The sequence below is a fragment of the Caloramator sp. E03 genome, from assembly GCF_006016075.1.
Taxonomy (GTDB): Bacteria; Bacillota; Clostridia; order Clostridiales; family Caloramatoraceae; genus Caloramator_B.
Window position 1 is genome coordinate 2,288,236 of the sequence record NZ_CP040093.1, and the last position, 18,649, is coordinate 2,306,884.

Genomic DNA, 18,649 nt, shown 5'->3' on the forward strand with positions numbered 1-18,649 from the left:
AATGAGGTATGTATTTTATCTTGAGGGGCTTGGATGTGCTAACTGTGCAGCAAAGATGGAAAAATGTATAAAGGCAATAGATGGCGTTGATTTTGCTTTAATAGATTTTGCAAATAAAAAGCTTATAATTGATACTGATGAGAAAAACTATTCACTGGTTTTAAATAGAGCAAAAGAAATAGTAAAAGGAATAGAATCACATGTCAACTTAACAAATTATGATGAAGAAAGAACTATTGAAAAGAAGAGCTTTATAAATTGGAAAGAGAGCTTAAGATATGGTTTAGGTATTTTATTTTTTATTCTTATGTTTTTTGTAAACAAGTATACGATGCGAATTAGCTTTGCTATTTTATCTTATATACTTATAGGAGGGGACATTCTTTTAAAGGCCTTTAATAATATTAAAAAAGGAAGAGTATTTGATGAAAACTTTTTAATGACAATTGCCACAATAGGAGCTTTTTTTATTGGAGAACTTCCTGAGGCAATATCAGTAATGCTTTTTTATAAAATTGGAGAAACCCTTCAGGATATGGCTGTTGATAATTCAAGAAGGTCTATAAATAAGCTTCTTTCTCTTAAAGTTGATTATGCTAACTTGTTAAATGGAACAAATATTTTAAAGGTTAAGCCTGAAGATTTAAATATTGGAGATTTAATATTAATAAAACCTGGTGAGAGAATTCCTGTTGATGGGATAATAGTGGAGGGCAAATCTATTATTGATATGTCATCACTAACAGGTGAATCTATTCCAGTAGCCTGTGATATGAATAGTGAGGTTCTATCAGGGGCTATAAATTTAGAAAGAATGATTAAGGTTAAGGTAACAAAAACTTATGAAAATTCAACAGTTAAAAAAATACTTGATTTAGTAGAAAATTCAGCTTCAAATAAGGCAAAAACAGAGAATTTTATTACAAAATTCGCAGAATATTATACTCCAATAGTTGTGCTTTTAGCTGCAATTATTTCTTTTATACCTCCTATTTTAGGATATGGTTCTATAGCTAAATGGATTTACAGAGGATTAATATTTCTTGTTGTATCTTGCCCTTGTGCCCTTGTTATTTCAATTCCTCTTACCTTTTTTAGTGGAATAGGGCTTGCATCTAAAAAGGGAATACTAATAAAAGGAAGTAATTATATTGAGGCACTTTGCAATGTTAAATCTATTGTTTTTGATAAAACAGGAACCCTTACAAAGGGAAGGTTTAAAGTTGTAGAAATAATAAATAATGAAGGATTTACTAAAGAAGAAGTCCTAAAAAATGCAGCTTATGGTGAAGCTTTTTCAAATCATCCAATTTCTAAGGCAATACTTGATGAGTATAGGGAAGATATAAAGGAAAATTTAATTAAAGAGCATAGAGAATACACTGGTAAAGGCTGTGAAGCTATAGTTGAAGGTAGAAAAGTGTGTGTTGGAAATTCTAAATTCTTAATTAGCAAAGGCATCAATGTTAATAATAGTATAACAGGAACTTTAATTCATGTTGCAATTGATGAAAAATATGCTGGATATATCGTTATAGAAGATGAGATAAAGGAAGATAGTAAAATTTCTATTGATAATATAAAAGATTTGGGAATAAATTTATATATGCTTACAGGAGATAGCAAAAATTCTGCTAATAGAGTTTCAAAAATTCTTGGAATAGATGATGTATATTATGAGCTTTTACCTCAAGATAAGGTTGAAATATTAAAGGATATAAAAAATAAAACAAAGGGAAGCGTAGCCTTTGTTGGAGATGGAATAAATGATGCACCTGTTTTAAGAACATCGGACGTTGGAATTGCTATGGGAGCTTTAGGGCAGGATGCTGCAATTGAAGCTTCAGATGTAGTAATAACAACCGATGAGATTTATAAAGTGTATGAGGCAATAAAACTATCGAAATTAACTAAAAAAATAGTTATGCAAAATATTGTATTTGCTATATCAGTTAAACTGTTAGTACTGATACTTGCTGCTTTTGGAATATCAAATATGTGGGAGGCTGTTTTTGCAGATGTTGGCGTAGCACTGCTTGCTGTTTTAAATTCTACAAGAATTATTGCCTCTAAATAATAGAATTATATATTTTTATATGTATCTCTTAAAAGTATAGCATCGTATTCAAGTATTGGACTTTCACATATAATACACCCTTTAACATTAAAATCTTTAAGAGCCTTTAGGCATTCTATATAATTAAAATCACTTTCTTTAAATGGAAGGTGATTTTTTTCTCCCTTTGGACCATAGTTTATACCTGATAGATGTATGTGCATATCTTCTAATGATTCCTTCCCCAGTTTTTTTTCTATTTTATCAAGTATTTCTGCAAAATCATCATAAGTTTTAAGGCAGCCGTTACCCCTTGCATGAATATGGGAAAAGTCTACGCAAATTTTACAGATTTTAATTTCAAGGGCAAGAGATATAAGCTCATCTAAACTCCCAAATTGAGTAGGTTTCCCTGTTGTTTCAAGCCTGTATTCAATTCCTATATCAGGCAGCTTAAGAAGGTTTTCCTTTATAGTGTTGTATGCTGCATCGCAGGAATCGCTAAGATAAAATCCCGGATGGAAAACAAGACTTTTACCTTCAACTAAAGATAAAGCCTTTGCACCTTTTATAATTCTCTCTAAAGATTGTTCCTGTTTTTCTATTTCATCCGCATTAAGGTTTATAAAATATGAACCGTGGGCTGATAGATAAAAATCGTTTTTAATTTTTTCTTCAAGAATTTCATCTTTATTTTTCATGGTTACATTAACTGATCTAACAAAGGGAAGCTCCATTGCATCAAGTCCTAAAGATTTTAAGTATGCAATTGCAGATTTATAAGTAAATTTTGAAGAACCGTCCCCTAATGGAAGACCTGAAATTCCAAATAATAATCTGTCCATTGTTATACTCCTTTAAAAAGTATTGTTTATTCTTAAGTATACCACATATAAGTAGATATACATATATTATATTAGAAAAAATCAAACTATTACGATGGGTGTGGGAGTATGGAATATGTATTAAGAGTTTTTGAAATGTGGAAGATAAAGCTTATAATTGGTTCATTTATTATGATTTTTTCTCCTTTTAAAGTTTCTATTGTAATACTCTTTGTTCTGATTATTATTGATACGATAACTGCCTGCAGCTATGCAATTAGGATTAGAAAGTTTACAAGTAGAAGGTTTCAAAAGGCAGTTAAAAAAATTGTAGTGTATTTTACAACGGTGTTTGTTGTAAGGCTTCTTGAAGTTGGAGTGGCAACTCTTATTCAAACTAATATTGCAACAAGGCTTATATTAAGCTTTTTAATTTTAACTGAGGCGATAAGTATACTTGAAAATCTAACTTTACTTGGACTTCCTATCCCCAATGTAGTTTTAAAATTAATGCTTGGGAGTTTGAATTTAGACAAATTTGATGATATTTTTGGTAAAGAATTTACTAATAAGACCTATAACAAAGAAATAGATGATATAATACAATATCAGCTTGCTTTTATAAATGATGAAACAATGAGAAAACTACTAAAAATAGAATTTGAAGAATGGAAAAATGTATTAAATCTTATTGATGTTCAGATTACAGATTATAATTCTGAGAATCAAGATTTACTTTTTTATAGGATATCAAGTTTAATAGATGTAACTAAAAAATCAATGCTTGATAAATGGACTGATGAGGATATAAAACAGGATATAATAAATAAATATAAAAATTGCCATGATAAAATAATTCAGACTTTAATTGAGACTATTAAAATGATATGTTATTCAAATGAAAGTATTGAGAAAAAGAAGAAAATAATTACAGAAAATATAATGACGTTTTTATATAAAATTATAACTGATGTACAAAAGGAAGAACAAATTTACAGAATAATGAATCAAAAGGCATGAATTAAGGCAGCTATGTAATTATATAGCTGCCTTATAGATTTTCTTCAATTGCTCTTGCAAGCTGGTCGGGACATGATGTATCTCTAAATCCACATTTTATTCCTTTTAATTTTTTTATAACTTCTTCAGCTTTCATGCCTTCAACAAGACTTTCAATTCCCTGAGCATTTCCATTGCAGCCTCCCAAGAATTTTACGTTTTTAACAATTCCATTATCAATTTCAAAGGTTATTTGTTTTGAACATACTCCATTAGTGATATAGGTTGCCATAAGATTGTCACTCCTTATAAGATATTTTGTTAATAATAACAAATACTAAATATATTTATTTATTCATACAAAGTATATAGTAACATTATTTTCTATTAAATTAAATATATTTTTATGCTATACTATTGAAGAGAATTTTATATAAGGTGATGAATACAATGGAAAAGTTTTTAACGATATTAAAAATTATAATTTCAATTGTTTTAGTATTTATAGTAGGTATATTTATTATAATATTTTATGAAAGTGGAAAGGCAGAAAAGGACTATCAAAGTTCTATTAATTACATGAAATATGGAAATTGGGGAAAAGCTTTAGAACATATACAGTTAATTCCTTTTTATAAGGATGCCAATGATATTTATATTTATGTATATCCTAATAAAATATTTTATGATAAATATTCAAATGATGATGAAGCAATTGAGTCATATAAAAAGGCGATAGCTTTTATAAACTCAAATAAGACAAAACTTAAAAGCTTGCTTAAGGATAATTATACTAAAGATCTTAATGAACTTTTGCTTGTCTTAAATTTTAAAATAAATGAGCTAAATGCAAAAAATCAGGAAAAGGCGGTTAAGGATGATTTTAATAATGCAATAGAGCTTATAAAAAAAGGAAATCTTCAAAGTGCACAAAATAAATTAATGGGTATTAACAGTACATCATTAATTAATAAAAAAGAAGAACTGTTAAATTATATTAATTTGTTAAATGCTATAAAAATTCAAGGAAACAATAAAAAAGATAATAAGCAAATAATAGATTTGATAGCGAAACTAGATCCGAATTATAATGGCGAACTCTCAGAAGATATTAAAAAGGTAGTTCAAGGATATATTGATATTAATAAATGGTCCATGCTTTATGAAAAAAAGAGTATGGAGGCTATAAATATATCTAATGAAGGAGCTGTCCTATCGGCTTCATTAATTAATAATGAGGTTAAGATAGGTTTAACAAGACAAAAAGTTATAAACATTATGGGGAATCCAATTAAGGATAATATTATTAATACAAACAGGTATGGAATCTATGAAGAAATGAGTTTTAGTAATGGAAGAACAATATTTCTTGAAAATAATATAGTTGTTGTAATAAAAGGGTAGACTATGATGTCTACTTTTTTTATTTTTGTTAAAAATGAAATAAATAGGCAAAAAATCAAGGAATATAGATATAGTAAGAAATAATAAATATTATCAACGGAAAATAATTATTGATAAAATAATAAAATTGTTATATTATATACTTGTAAATAAAAAATTAATATATTTAAGGAGGGTTTAATAATGAAAAAATGGGTTTGTGTAATATGTGGATATGTTCATGAAGGTGAGGAAGCACCAGATAAGTGCCCACAATGTGGTGCTCCTAAAGATAAATTTATTGAAAAGAAAGAAGGGGAACTTAAGTGGGCAGATGAACATAGAATTGGAGTTGCAAAGGATATAGATTCAGAGGTTTTAGAAGGCCTTAGGGCAAACTTTTTAGGTGAATGTACAGAAGTAGGTATGTATCTTGCTATGAGTCGCCAAGCAGACAGAGAAGGCTATCCAGAGGTTGCTGAAGCATATAAGAGGATAGCTTTTGAGGAAGCAGAGCATGCAGCTAAATTTGCTGAACTTTTAGGTGAGGTTGTTTTACCAGATACAAAGAAGAATCTTAAGATGAGGGTTGAAGCTGAGTTTGGTGCATGTGATGGTAAAAAGAAACTTGCTACAAGAGCAAAGGAACTTAATTACGATGCTATTCATGATACAGTACATGAAATGTGTAAGGATGAAGCAAGGCATGGAGCAGCATTTAAAGGACTTCTTGAAAGATACTTTAAAGAATAATAAAGAATATATAGTAGAAAACCCATATACTTTTATACTACAGTATATGGGTTTTTAATTTTTGGTTTAATAAAACCTATATGTTGGATAAAATAATATTAGTTATTGTTTGTTGATTCGGAGGTATCCCATGAAGGATAAAAAAGAAATATTTAAAGAGATAGATATTCATCTTTTAATGGATAAAAAACCTTCTGATTATCTCTCAAGGCTGTTTGAAGATGAATTTGTTAGTAAAACTTATCCTTTTACAATGATTAATGATTTAAAGAAGATTGAACAGAATAGAAAATATCATCCTGAAGGGGATGTTTTTACTCATACTCTTATGGTTGTTGATGAAGCGGCAAGTAGAAGGGAAAAGAGCAAAGACCCAAGGGTATTTATGTGGGCAGCATTTTTACATGACATAGGTAAAGCCCCAACTACAAGGGTAACAGAAGGAAGAGTAACATCATATAACCATGAAAAGTTTGGTAGTAAGATGGCTTATGAGTTTTTAAAAGAATTTACTGATGATGATGAATTCATAAAAAAAGTGGTTGCTATGGTAAGATGGCACATGGAAGCATTATATGTAATAAAAAATATGGCCTTTTCAAGTATAGGAGAGATGCTAAAAGAAGTGTCATTAGATGAGATAGCACTTTTAAATCTTTGTGATAGAATTGGAAGAGGAGATATGAGCGATGAAAAAGTCAGGGATGAAATGAAAGGTATTAAAATGTTTGTTGAAAAGTGCAAAGAATATAAAGGACATAAAACTTAATGTTTAAATTCTTATAATTTTTAATATATATACCATTAAATAAGTTCAACTCGTATAAATAAACACATTATTATCAATTAAGGGCTAAATAATGAATAAATATAATGTGTATATACAAAATTCATTAATAAATATTAAAAACATAACTGTTTTAACAAATATGAATTATAGAAAAATTTAATAATACCAAAGAAGGGCAGGACAAAATATTAATAATAATATATAATATTAAAAATAACGATTGTACAGTTTTATGCATACAATGTATAATGTATAATAATATTGAGAGTTGAACAGGAGGTAATCTAATGAAATCTTTTATTAATGTAACCTCCGAGATAGGCAAGCTAAAAAAAGTTCTTTTACATAGACCGGGGAAAGAAGTTGAGAACCTTGTACCTGAGTATCTCGGAAGACTTTTGTTTGATGACATACCTTATCTTAAAATTGCAATACAGGAACATGATAAATTTGCACAGATTCTAAGAGAAAATGGGGTTGAGGTATATTATCTTGAAGAGCTTGTTTGTGAGGCTGTTGAAGATGAAAATGTAAAAAGAGAGTTTATTGAAGAATTTTTACTTGAAAGTAAAATTCTATCTTCAGGACTTAGAGATGCTTTATTTTCATACCTTTATTCAATGCCTACAAGGGATATGATAAATAAGGTTATGGCTGGCGTTAGAAAGGAAGAAGTAGAAGTTAAAGATGCTCATTCTCTTTCTGAACTGATGATGGATGAATACCCTTTTTATCTTGATCCTATGCCAAACCTATATTTTACCAGAGATCCTGGGGCATCAATAGGCAATGGTTTGACTATTAACAGAATGAGAACTGAGGCAAGAAGACGAGAAACATTATTCATAAAATATATACATAAATATCATAGATTCTTTAAAGATAGTGCTACGCCTCTTTGGTATGATAGGACGATGCCCTTTGCAATAGAAGGAGGAGATGAGCTTGTACTTTCAGATAAGATCTTGGCGATAGGTTGTAGTGAAAGAACTTCACCTGAGGCAATTGAAATTGTTGTAAGAAATCTTTTTAATTCAGATACGAGCTTTGAAAAAGTTCTTGTTTTTGAAATACCAAAATGCAGGGCATTTATGCATCTTGATACTGTATTTACGATGGTTGATTATGATAAGTTTACTATACATCCTGGTATACAAGGACCTTTGAGTGTCTATGAAATAACAAGAGGAGCAGGTAATAGCCTTAAATTTAGTCATACTACATGTTCTCTTGAAAAGACTTTATGTAAGGCATTGAATATTCCTTCTGTAGAGCTTATAAAGTGTGGTGGCGGAGATATAATAATTGCAGGACGTGAGCAGTGGAATGATGGTTCTAATACACTTGCAATAGCTCCTGGGGTTGTTGTAACCTATGATAGAAACTATGTTACAAATGAATTACTTGACAAAAAAGGCATTAAGGTAATTCCAATACCAAGTTCAGAGCTATCAAGAGGCAGAGGTGGACCAAGATGTATGAGTATGCCTCTTGAGAGAGAAAACTTAAAATATTAAAATGAAAATATATTATAACAAAGGAGGGCTTTTAAATGCCAGTTAATTTAAAAGGAAGAAGTTTTTTAACACTTATGGACTTTACTCCAGAGGAAATTAGATACTTACTTGACTTATCCCATGATTTGAAAGCAAAAAAGAGAGCAGGAATACATAATGAACTTTTAAAAGGAAAAAACATTGTTCTTCTATTTGAAAAGACTTCAACAAGAACAAGATGTGCTTTTGAAGTTGCTGCATTAGATGAAGGAGCACATGTTACTTTCCTTGATTCAAATAGTTCACAGATGGGTAAAAAGGAATCTCTTGAAGATACTGCAAAGGTTCTTGGAAGATATTATGATGGGATTGAATACAGAGGGTTTAAACAGTCAGTTGTTGAAGATCTTGCAAAGTATTCAGGAGTTCCTGTATGGAATGGTTTAACTGATGTTGATCACCCAACACAAATACTTGCTGATCTTATGACAATTGAAGAACATGTTTCAAAGCCACTAAAAAAAGTCAAAGTGGTATTTGTTGGGGATACAAGAAATAACATGTCTTATGCATGGATGTATGGCTGTGCAAAATTAGGAATGCATTATGTTGCTTATGGACCAAAGGAGCTTTGGCCAGAGAAGGAAGTAGTTGAAAAGGTACAAGAAGTTGCAAAGGAAACTGGTGCTGTAATTGAAATTTCAGATAGTATAGAATGCTTAAAGGGAGCAGATGTTGTATATACAGATGTTTGGGCTTCAATGGGAGAAGAAGATAAGCTTGCTGAAAGAGTTAGGCTTTTAACTCCATACAGGGTTACTATGGATATGCTTAAGGCGACTGAAAATTCAGATGTAATATTTATGCACTGCCTGCCATCTTTCCATGACTTTGAAACAAAGCTTGCAAAGGAAGCAAAGGAAAAGATGGGGCTTGATATTAGGGAAGTTACTGATGAGGTATTTAGAAGTAAGCATTCTGTTGTATTTGATGAAGCAGAAAACAGAATGCATACTATAAAGGCAGTAATGGTTGCTACTTTATAGTTGATAGGGCGAATAAACGCCCTATTGATATTTACTAAACTTTGTATGTAAATATAAATATAGTATGAAAGGGGAAGAATATGGCAAGAATAGTAGTTGCACTTGGAGGAAATGCACTTCAAGCAAACCCAAAGGATATATCAGCAGAAGCCCAACTTGAAACATGCCATGCCACATCAAAAGCAATTGTAGATTTAATAGAAGATGGCCATGAAGTTATAATTGCCCATGGAAATGGGCCCCAGGTTGGTCAAATTATTGCAACCTATGAGGCGGCAAACTCAATTGATGAAACAAAGCCTGTAATGCCTTTTCCAGAGTGTGGTGCAATGAGTCAGGGATATATTGGATATCACCTTCAGCAAGCAATAAGGCAGGAGATGAAAAATAGAGGTATAAATAAGCAAGTTGCTGCAATTGTAACTCAGGTTGTAGTTGATAAGGATGATCCTGGTTTTAAAAATCCTACAAAGCCAGTAGGCTCATTTTTTACTCAAGAACAGGCTAAAAAGCTTATAGAAGAAAAAGGCTATATTATGAAAGAAGATGCTGGAAGAGGATGGAGAAGAGTTGTTGCATCACCTATGCCAAAGGCCGTTGTTGAGGAAGAGATAGTTAGAACTCTCGTTGAGGCAGGCCATATAGTAATTACAGTTGGAGGAGGAGGAGTCCCTGTTATTGAAAAAGAAGATGGCAGTCTAGAGGGAGTTCCTGCGGTTATAGATAAAGATTTAGCTTCTGAAAAGATTGCAGAGATTCTTGATGCTGATGAACTTGTAATATTGACTGCTGTGGAACAGGTTGCTATAAATTTTAATAAACCCAATCAGAAAAACCTTTCAAGTATGACAATAGAAGAAGCTGAAATGTATATGATGGAAGGTCATTTTGCACCTGGTTCAATGCTTCCAAAGGTTAAGGCTGCTGTTATGTTTGCTCAGTCGAAGAAAGGAAGAAAGGCAATAATTACATCCCTTGAGAAGGCAAGAGATGCTTTAAAAGGTAAAACTGGTACTGTAATTACAATGTAGAAATAAAAGATAGTTACTATATATAAAAAGCCTATAGTCTGATAGCCAATTATATTGCTGGCTTTAACAGATCTATAGGCTTTTTATAGAAAAATTTTTTTAAAGTGATTAGATTTTATGTATAAACCTTAAAAGCAGTACAAGAAGACCAGATGTAACAAGAGGACCTACTGGTACACCCTTTAAAAATGCAGCAGAAATGACAGCACCTAATATTAGAGCCGGCATTATATCGCTTCTACCATCCATTGTAAGATACTCAAGTCCAAGACCACTCAAATAAGTTGTAAAAAGAGAAAGTATTAATGCTAATATTCCAATCCATGATAAGAATACTTTTCTAATGTTAAAGAGTGTAATTTTACCACTTGCTATTGGAATTAATATTGCTGAAGTAAGTATAACAAGTCCCCAAAATACACCACCGTTTTCAAGATAAGGGAATATAAATCTATCTACTGTCAAAAGTTTAAATAACAATAGAAAACATATTGCAGCTGCAACAGAATTGGCTCGTCCAAGTACAGACATTACAAGAAGAATAAGAAGGATTATATTTGATTCCAATTAAACCATCTCCAAAGAATAAAAAAAATAAATGTATATAAGGCACTAACTAAAAAGTAGTGCCCTCAGATTTATCTTCAAGCATCCAGCTTAGAACCTGACGCTGGTTTTCAAGATGCATTATTTCATCATTGGCTTGAAGGATTTTTTCATTTGAAGATACATCTATTCCTTCCCATGTTCTTCTAATATTGTTAATTTCTATTTCATTTTCATGTATTTGATTATCGATTTGCTGTATCATTCTTTTAATTTCATCCTTTGATTTCATACCTTTTTCCTCCTTAAGATAAATTTAATCTAAAACTAATATTTATTTTATCCATAATATTTTATAATTATGACAATAATCTTTTATCCATTTATTTTAAGGAGCCAAAAAGTTATATCATTGCTATTCCAACCTAAATCCCAAGGTACATGATACCTGTCATTTGTATGGGAGTTTACAAGAGGTACCATCATAGTATCTATAGCCGTTACAATTGAAACATGAACAATGTCATTTTTTCTTTGATAGGCTATTATATCTCCTGGGGATAAATATTGTATTGAGTTTATTACTTTAGAGTATTTACCTTTTGAAATAAGTTTAGCTTTTCCAGAATAGAGTAAATGATAAGTAAATGCACCTGCATTAACCCAGGAAGCACTTGCCTGACCGTTTATATATAGCCATCCTCCTCCCATTTTTATTCCTCCAGCATCTTTATCTGATAGAACCTGCGATGCGAAATTAGCACAATCTCCTCCTAAGTCAGCAAAGTTTCTATATTTTTTATTGTATTTATATCCATCTTCTATATAAAAATTTGCTCCACAATATTTATCTGCATATTCAACTGCCTTTTTTCTATTATAATTAACCCATACATATTTATTTATTTGATTTTCAATTATACTTTGTACAGGTGTTCCAGATTCTTGAATTGTATCCTCAAGAGGATCATTGTACCAGTCAGTTGTAATAAGGTAGATTCCTCCCTTATTTATGAGGTTTATAGAATGCCTTGTACCATAGCAAAATTCATTTAAAGGAGAGTCTTCCTGTTGAACATATATATATTGTACTTTGGTTATATCGCTTAAATAGACTTTAACTAAATCTTTATTACCTTTTATACTGAATATTTTAAGTTTAGTTTCAGCGTTTACGAATTTTGTTCCTCTTGCCTCACACCACTTTTTTATAAAGCTAATGCGCTTTTGTTCATGTTCAAAGGACCATTTTCCATATTTGCTTGTTAAATCAAATTGATTTTGTAAGTTTTTATAATCTCCTATAATAAGGGAGTTGCATCTTTCTTTAAAATAATCTTCAAGAATGTATTCTATTTCATCTTTAAGTTCATTTTCTTTAAAGGTTTTCTTTGTATTAAAAGCTGATACTGATATGGTTAAAAGTATTATAATAGATATTAATTTAAACAGTATTTTTTATTGCTCATAAATTAGATGTTTCACCCCAATAGTCATATATTTTAGATTATATGAAAATAATAAGTTTGTGATGCAAACTATAAAAATAGATTTTGAAGGGAGCAGACTATGAAAAAAATTCTAATAATAGCTTTAATCTTTATAAACTTATGTTTAAACTGTTGTAATAAAAAGATTTCAACTGACCCTCCTATAAAACAAAATATTCAAACAAAAATAACTTCATTAAGTGATTTAGAGGATAAATATATTATTAATGCTAAAAGAGATATACTATGCCTTATGATAGCTTATCCTTCATATATTAGAGATGCTGAATATAAAAATGGTTTTATATATATTGTTATGAATTCAGGTAAAAAAATATTATATGATGATAAAAAGAAAAAAAGTGTAGATGAGAGGCTGTCAAAGGCTGATATTCAGGATATGATGGAACAGATTTACCCTTTAAATTTTACTGGTCAAGTAATGGATAATGATTTTGATCCTGGAAGGGCAAGATGCTATGCTCTTTTTAAATATATATATGGAAGTTCTAAGTCGGAGATAGAAAGCAATCTTATAATTATAAAAACCCTCTTTGGAAGTTTTCAATTTAATAAAAAGAATAATGCTTCTTTATATTTTCAAAATGCTATAAATGAAATTGCTTTAATAGCAAAAAAGAATGATAAAATAAGAAAATTTATAATTCCCATATCCGGTACATTTAATTATAGATATATATCAGGAACTAATAATCTAAGTGCACATTCCTTTGGTATAGCAGTTGATCTTGCTGCAAATAAGGATGACTATTGGAGATGGACGTTAAAAGATAAGGCACAAATAAGATTACAATCATATCCTAAAGAAATAGTGTCAGCTTTTGAAAATAATTTCTTTATATGGGGAGGCAAATGGGGGCATTTTGACATTATGCATTATGAATATAGGCCAGAAATAATACTTAAAGCAAAATATTTTGGCAATAATATAAAGGATAGCAGTGTATGGTATGGAAGTATTTCATATAAGGAATATAAAGATTATATAGATACTATAAACAGAGCTTTTTAGTAACTGTTTATTAAATTTTAATTTTAATATTGTATAAATTTTATTAAAAAAATCTTAATAAATATATATTATTATCTATGTAAAGAGAAATATAAAAAGGAGGTTCGGTTATGGAAGAATATCGTGATGATAAAAAAGAATTAGCTTTGTGTCCGGTCGATAATTTTGATTATAATAATGTTAGGAATGAAAGAAAGAAAAAGAAAAATAAGCTGTTAATGGCTTTTGTTGCAACTGCTGTTGCAAGTTCAATAATTGGAGGATTGGTTGTTGGTGCATTAGGATTTTTTGTACTTCCTAAGACGCAGGTATTTAATAAATATATTGAATCAAAGTTTGAAAATGCAAATCCTGTTCAGAATTCTAATAACACTGCTACAACAACTACAACTCTTACAGCAACAACTTCAAATGAGCTTACTATACCTCAAATAGCTAAAAAAGTTGGTCCGGCTGTTGTTGGTATTACTACAAAAAACTTTCAATATTTTAATGATTTTGATGTTTATGGGCAAGAAGTTGATTCAGTAGGTTCAGGTATAATTTTTTCAAGCGATGGATATATAGTTACAAACTATCATGTTGTACAAGGAGCTCAGCAGGTTAAAGTTATATTTAACAATGGAAAAGAAGTTAACGCAAAGGTTGTAAACTATGATAGTGATTTAGACATTGCTGTTGTAAAAATAACAGACAATGTACAAGTACCAGGGGTTGCAGAATTTGGGGATTCTGATGCATTAGAAGTTGGAGAAACTGCCATTGCTATTGGGAACCCTCTTGGCAAAGATCTTCTAGGTTCGGTTACAGCTGGAGTTATAAGTGCACTCAACAGGCAAATAGAGGTTAATAATAAAAAGCAAACATTTATTCAAACAGATGCTGCTATAAACCCAGGCAACAGTGGAGGTGCACTTGTTAACTCAAAGGGGCAGGTAATTGGAATTAATACTGCAAAGATTAGTGGAAACAATGTAGAAGGTATAGGATTTGCAATTCCAATAAACATAGTTAAATCTAAGATTAGTGCTTTAAGTAAGCCATTACTTAAAATAGGCATTGTATGCAGGGACATAACTACTGACTTAGCAAAGAGATATAGCATTCCCGTTGGAGTTTATATAGTACAAGTTGAAGAATTTAGTCCTGCAGAAAAGGCAGGTATTCAAAATGGAGATATCATTGTAGAATTTGCAGGTCAGAGCGTAACTTCTATAAGCGAAATTAATAAGATTAAATCAAATTATAAATCTGGAGATACCATTAAGGTAAAGGTTTATAGAAATGACAAGTATGTAACAGTAAATTTAACCTTATCAGAGTAATTCAAACTTAAAATTAAAGGAGATATATAAAGCATACAGCTTAGTATATATCTCCTTACTTTTTGTTTTATGAATACCACGGGCTATGCCCGTGGTTCTAAAAAGCTTATAGCTATGGGTAGAAAAAATTTTCCTCCTTTGATAGAATAAATGATAACGGTCTGCCAACCGAAATCAAATCAAAGGAGGAAAACAATATGGATAATGAAAGTTTATCACATACCAAATGGAATTGTAAATATCATATTGTATTTGCACCAAAATATAGACGGCAAATAATATATGGGAAAATAAAAGAAGACATAGGCAAGATATTAAGAAAATTATGTGAATATAAAGGAGTAGAAATAATAGAAGCAAACGCATGTAAGGATCATATACATATGCTTGTAAGTATACCACCTAAATTAAGCGTAGCACAGTTTATGGGATATTTAAAAGGGAAAAGTTCATTGATGATATTTGATAGACATGCAAATTTAAAATATAAGTATGGGAATAGACAGTTTTGGTGTAAAGGATATTATGTAGATACAGTAGGCAGAAATAAAAAAGTGATAGAAGAGTATATAAAGAATCAATTACAGGAAGACATAGCGTATGATCAAATAAGTTTGAAAGAATATATAGACCCGTTTACGGGTGAGCCGGTGAACAAAGGCAAAAAATAAGCCCCTTTAGGGGCAGCCTGAAAAAAATATGCGGTTGGCAGACAATTCAGCGTGTCTTTAGACACAGCCAGTAATATGCCCTTATAGGGCTAATGCAAACCACCCGTTTTACGGGTGGTCATGATTTATATTTTTTTGAAATTATTTTCATCGCAATATCTTTGCATATAGCTGTTTTTGTTTTGAGATATTTCTTTTAAAAGATTTATTAATATATCTATTTCTTCAATTGTATTGTATAATCCAAAGCTTATTCTAACAATGCCAGGTCTTGTACTATCAGGATATTTTAAATATTTTCTTATATGTTTTTCTGGTATCTTTAAAAGTCTTTGAACGTAAGGATGAGCACAAAAACATCCACTTCTTACAGAGATGCCAGCTTCACAGGATAGAATTGAGGAAAGAGTCTCATGAGGCATATCTTTTAGGTTGAATGGTATAATTGCGACTCTGTCGTTTAAATTTTCAGTATCACAATAAAGCTCAATATCTTTAATTTCTTTAAGTTTATCAATTGCATATTTCAATAACGTTCTTTCGTGGTATTCAATATTTTCTATGCCTATTGAATTTAATGTTCTGATTGCAGCTAAAAGTGCTACAACACCCATAATATTTGGAGTACCGGCCTCATCCTTTTCAGGTGCATCATCATAGATAACTGTATCCCTTGTTACTATTTTTACAGTTCCACCTCCCTTATAGTCCGGTTCCCCATTATCAAAAAATTCTTTTGGGCCAATCAATACACCAATTCCAAAGGGAGCATACATTTTGTGGGCTGAGAATGCAATGAAGTCTATATGGTCAATTGAGTAGGGGTTGCCCATAGAGACTTTTTTATGAGGTATAAGCTGAGCCCCATCAACAAGAATTTTGGCATTATATCTATGGGCGATTTGTGCAGCCTTATGAATGGGATTTACATATCCTGTTACATTTGAAGCACCACTAATTGTAACCAGTTTCACATCTCCATCATATCTTCTAAGTTTTTTTTCCATATCCTTTAATGAGAGCCTTCCAAAGCTATCAACATCTATATAGTCAACCCTAAACTTATCTCTCCAAGGAAGGTCATTTGATATGTGTTCCATTGATGTTGAAAGAACTACAAATCTTTTATTTTTGCTGTAAAGCCTATTTGAAAGTTTGTTAATTGCATCAGTAGTATTTTTAACATATATAACTGTATAGTAATAAGGATCAGCATCAAGAAATTTTAATACTTCATTTCTTGAATTATCGTATATGTCAGATGAAATTTTGGATTTATATCCTGTCCCCCTATGAATGGATGAGTACCAAGGTGCAAAATTATTAATCTCCTGTAAAACAGAAATAAAAGGTGGAGTTGTTGCTGCGTTATCAAAGTTAATTGGTGTAACTAATTTATTGTTAGAAAGAGGAACTTTTGTATCAAGACCTACTATTAAATCTCTAATATTATTTTCATAGCTATACTCCATGTTTTCCTCCATTAAAAGTTATCTATAATATTCTATTCATTATAAAATAAATTGCTACAAATATGTTTAGAAATTGTATAAAGAAATGAGAATGTTTTAATAATATGATTTTTATGGGTGCATTTATGTATTTAATGTAGCAAATTTGTCATTTAATGTGGATTTGACTCAAAATTGATTATATTTTTATATAATATTCTTAAGCAACTAAAAATAAGGGGGTATATTTATGATATCATTTCTTCTGTCAGTTGCAGCACTTATAGTTGGTTATCTAGTATACGGCAAAATAGTTGAAAAAGCATTTGGAGCTGACGACAATATTAAAACACCTGCTATCAGACTTGAAGATGGTGTTGATTATGTTCAGCTTCCACGATGGAAAATATTTATGATTCAGTTCTTAAATATTGCAGGCCTTGGACCAATATTTGGAGCGATTTCAGGAGCTCTTTGGGGACCTGTGGCATTTTTATGGATTGTTTTAGGTTCAATATTTGCAGGAGGAGTTCATGATTATTTTTCAGGTATGCTTTCAGTAAGACATGATGGGGCAAGTATTCCTGAAGTTGTTGGAAAATATCTTGGTTCTGGAATTAAAAACTTTATGAGAGCTTTTTCAGTTGTTGTTCTCATCCTTGTTGGTGTAGTATTCATAACAGGGCCAGCACAGCTTCTTGCTGGATTAACACCAGGGATATTTAATAAAACATTCTGGATATATGCAATATTTGCATACTATGTACTTGCAACATTGCTCCCAATTGACCAGCTTATAGGAAGGATATATCCTCTGTTTGGTATAGCACTTCTTATAATGGCTATAGGCGTTGGTGGAGGAATAATATTTGGAGGATATAAAATACCAGAAATAGCATTAACAAATATGCATCCAAAGAACCTTCCAATATGGCCTTTAATGTTTATTACAATAGCATGTGGTGCTATATCTGGATTTCATTCCACACAATCACCTCTTATGGCAAGATGTATAAGTAAAGAGTCAGACGGTAGAAAGATATTCTACGGTGCTATGATTGCTGAAGGTATAATAGCACTTATATGGGCAGCAGCAGCTATGGCTTTCTTTGGAGGCACTGGAGAGCTTGGAAAGCAGATGGCAGCTCATGGAGGAGCAGCTTGGGTTGTTAGCAGAATTTCAAACTCACTTCTTGGAAAAATAGGCGGAGCTCTTGCGATACTTGGAGTTGTAGCTTGCCCTATTACATCAGGAGATACTGCATTTAGAAGTGCAAGACTTACAATTGCTGACTTTTTAAAATTAAAACAGGGACCAATAAAAAATAGACTTCTTATTAGTATACCTTTATTCATAATAGGATTTATTCTTACAAAGATAGATTTTAATGTTGTATGGAGATATTTTGCATGGTCAAACCAGACTCTTGCTATGATAGTTCTTTGGGCTTCAGCAATGTATCTTACACTTAAAGATAAGGTTCATTGGATTGCAACAATTCCAGCAACATTTATGACAGCTGTATCAGTAACTTATATACTTGTTGCTCCAGAAGGGTTTAAGATTTCAAAATCAATTGCATATCCAATTGGTACAGTGGTTGCAATTCTTCTTTTTGGAATATTCTTATTTGCATCAAATAATAGAAAAAAAGCAGCTTTAAAACAGGCAGCATAAAGATGAATTTAAAAGAGCCTGATAGATAAATTTCTATCAGGCTCTTTTAAGGATTATACTATTTATAATAAATAAGA

Annotated in this window: 18 protein-coding genes; 12 read left to right on the forward strand and 6 right to left on the reverse strand. The window is 30.9% G+C overall.

What is annotated here, in order from left to right; translation table 11 throughout:
* The first annotated feature begins 1 nt into the window (after position 1).
* Entirely contained in the window at positions 2 to 2,077 is a 2,076-nt protein-coding gene (locus FDN13_RS10990) for a heavy metal translocating P-type ATPase (protein ID WP_207670882.1), read from the forward strand.
* A 5-nt stretch (positions 2,078 to 2,082) separates the two neighbouring features.
* On the opposite strand, the gene FDN13_RS10995 is transcribed toward FDN13_RS10990, so the two are convergent.
* Entirely contained in the window at positions 2,083 to 2,901 is an 819-nt protein-coding gene (locus FDN13_RS10995; protein ID WP_138980395.1) for a TIM barrel protein, read from the reverse strand.
* Positions 2,902 to 3,009: 108 nt separating this feature from the next.
* Here FDN13_RS10995 and FDN13_RS11000 point away from each other — a divergent pair, with 108 nt between their 5' ends.
* On the forward strand, positions 3,010 to 3,900 hold the full coding sequence (locus FDN13_RS11000) for a phage holin family protein (protein ID WP_138980397.1): 891 nt from the start codon (positions 3,010 to 3,012) through the stop codon (positions 3,898 to 3,900).
* A 31-nt stretch (positions 3,901 to 3,931) separates the two neighbouring features.
* Here FDN13_RS11000 and FDN13_RS11005 read toward each other — a convergent pair whose 3' ends face one another.
* The gene (locus FDN13_RS11005; RefSeq protein WP_138980399.1) at positions 3,932 to 4,171 is read right to left on the reverse strand and encodes a TIGR03905 family TSCPD domain-containing protein; all 240 of its coding nucleotides are present in this window, start codon (positions 4,169 to 4,171) and stop codon (positions 3,932 to 3,934) included.
* Positions 4,172 to 4,329: 158 nt separating this feature from the next.
* Here FDN13_RS11005 and FDN13_RS11010 point away from each other — a divergent pair, with 158 nt between their 5' ends.
* The 6 genes from FDN13_RS11010 (at position 4,330) to arcC (ending at position 10,378) form a co-directional block, all read left to right on the forward strand.
* Positions 4,330 to 5,283, forward strand: coding sequence for a hypothetical protein (locus FDN13_RS11010; protein ID WP_138980401.1), 954 nt, complete (start codon positions 4,330 to 4,332; stop codon positions 5,281 to 5,283).
* A gap of 183 nt (positions 5,284 to 5,466) precedes the next feature.
* Entirely contained in the window at positions 5,467 to 6,015 is a 549-nt protein-coding gene (locus FDN13_RS11015; RefSeq protein WP_138980403.1) for an NADH peroxidase, read from the forward strand.
* A gap of 130 nt (positions 6,016 to 6,145) precedes the next feature.
* Complete coding sequence (locus FDN13_RS11020; protein WP_138980406.1) at positions 6,146 to 6,784, forward strand: HDIG domain-containing metalloprotein; 639 nt, start codon at positions 6,146 to 6,148, stop codon at positions 6,782 to 6,784.
* Between the two features lie 308 nt (positions 6,785 to 7,092).
* Positions 7,093 to 8,322, forward strand: coding sequence for an arginine deiminase (arcA, locus tag FDN13_RS11025; RefSeq protein WP_138980408.1), 1,230 nt, complete (start codon positions 7,093 to 7,095; stop codon positions 8,320 to 8,322).
* Positions 8,323 to 8,357: 35 nt separating this feature from the next.
* Complete coding sequence (gene argF, locus FDN13_RS11030; RefSeq protein WP_138980410.1) at positions 8,358 to 9,347, forward strand: ornithine carbamoyltransferase; 990 nt, start codon at positions 8,358 to 8,360, stop codon at positions 9,345 to 9,347.
* 80 nt (positions 9,348 to 9,427) lie between these two features.
* On the forward strand, positions 9,428 to 10,378 hold the full coding sequence (arcC, locus tag FDN13_RS11035; protein ID WP_138980412.1) for a carbamate kinase: 951 nt from the start codon (positions 9,428 to 9,430) through the stop codon (positions 10,376 to 10,378).
* A 108-nt stretch (positions 10,379 to 10,486) separates the two neighbouring features.
* Here the strand turns inward: arcC and FDN13_RS11040 are convergent, their stop codons facing one another.
* From FDN13_RS11040 to FDN13_RS14600, 3 genes are all read right to left on the reverse strand, one after another.
* Positions 10,487 to 10,945 (reverse strand): DUF441 domain-containing protein, encoded by a 459-nt coding sequence (locus FDN13_RS11040; protein ID WP_138980414.1) that lies wholly within the window; start codon positions 10,943 to 10,945, stop codon positions 10,487 to 10,489.
* A gap of 49 nt (positions 10,946 to 10,994) precedes the next feature.
* Positions 10,995 to 11,216: a hypothetical protein gene (locus tag FDN13_RS11045; protein ID WP_138980417.1), complete on the reverse strand. Its 222-nt coding sequence runs from the start codon at positions 11,214 to 11,216 to the stop codon at positions 10,995 to 10,997.
* A gap of 83 nt (positions 11,217 to 11,299) precedes the next feature.
* Positions 11,300 to 12,379, reverse strand: coding sequence for an amidase domain-containing protein (locus FDN13_RS14600; RefSeq protein WP_138980419.1), 1,080 nt, complete (start codon positions 12,377 to 12,379; stop codon positions 11,300 to 11,302).
* A gap of 288 nt (positions 12,380 to 12,667) precedes the next feature.
* Here FDN13_RS14600 and FDN13_RS11055 point away from each other — a divergent pair, with 288 nt between their 5' ends.
* From FDN13_RS11055 to tnpA, 3 genes are all read left to right on the forward strand, one after another.
* A complete protein-coding gene (locus FDN13_RS11055) occupies positions 12,668 to 13,447 on the forward strand; it encodes a M15 family metallopeptidase (protein WP_138981081.1) in 780 nt (259 codons plus the stop codon).
* A gap of 110 nt (positions 13,448 to 13,557) precedes the next feature.
* Entirely contained in the window at positions 13,558 to 14,772 is a 1,215-nt protein-coding gene (locus FDN13_RS11060; RefSeq protein ID WP_243120214.1) for a S1C family serine protease, read from the forward strand.
* Between the two features lie 197 nt (positions 14,773 to 14,969).
* Positions 14,970 to 15,443, forward strand: a complete 474-nt coding sequence (tnpA, locus tag FDN13_RS11065; protein ID WP_138978540.1) for an IS200/IS605 family transposase — start codon at positions 14,970 to 14,972, stop codon at positions 15,441 to 15,443.
* Between the two features lie 125 nt (positions 15,444 to 15,568).
* On the opposite strand, the gene FDN13_RS11070 is transcribed toward tnpA, so the two are convergent.
* A complete protein-coding gene (locus FDN13_RS11070) occupies positions 15,569 to 16,915 on the reverse strand; it encodes an aminotransferase class V-fold PLP-dependent enzyme (RefSeq protein ID WP_138980421.1) in 1,347 nt (448 codons plus the stop codon).
* Positions 16,916 to 17,144: 229 nt separating this feature from the next.
* Between FDN13_RS11070 and FDN13_RS11075 the strand changes: the two genes are divergently transcribed.
* Positions 17,145 to 18,572, forward strand: a complete 1,428-nt coding sequence (locus FDN13_RS11075) for a carbon starvation CstA family protein (RefSeq protein ID WP_138980423.1) — start codon at positions 17,145 to 17,147, stop codon at positions 18,570 to 18,572.
* The last annotated feature ends 77 nt before the right edge of the window (positions 18,573 to 18,649 follow it).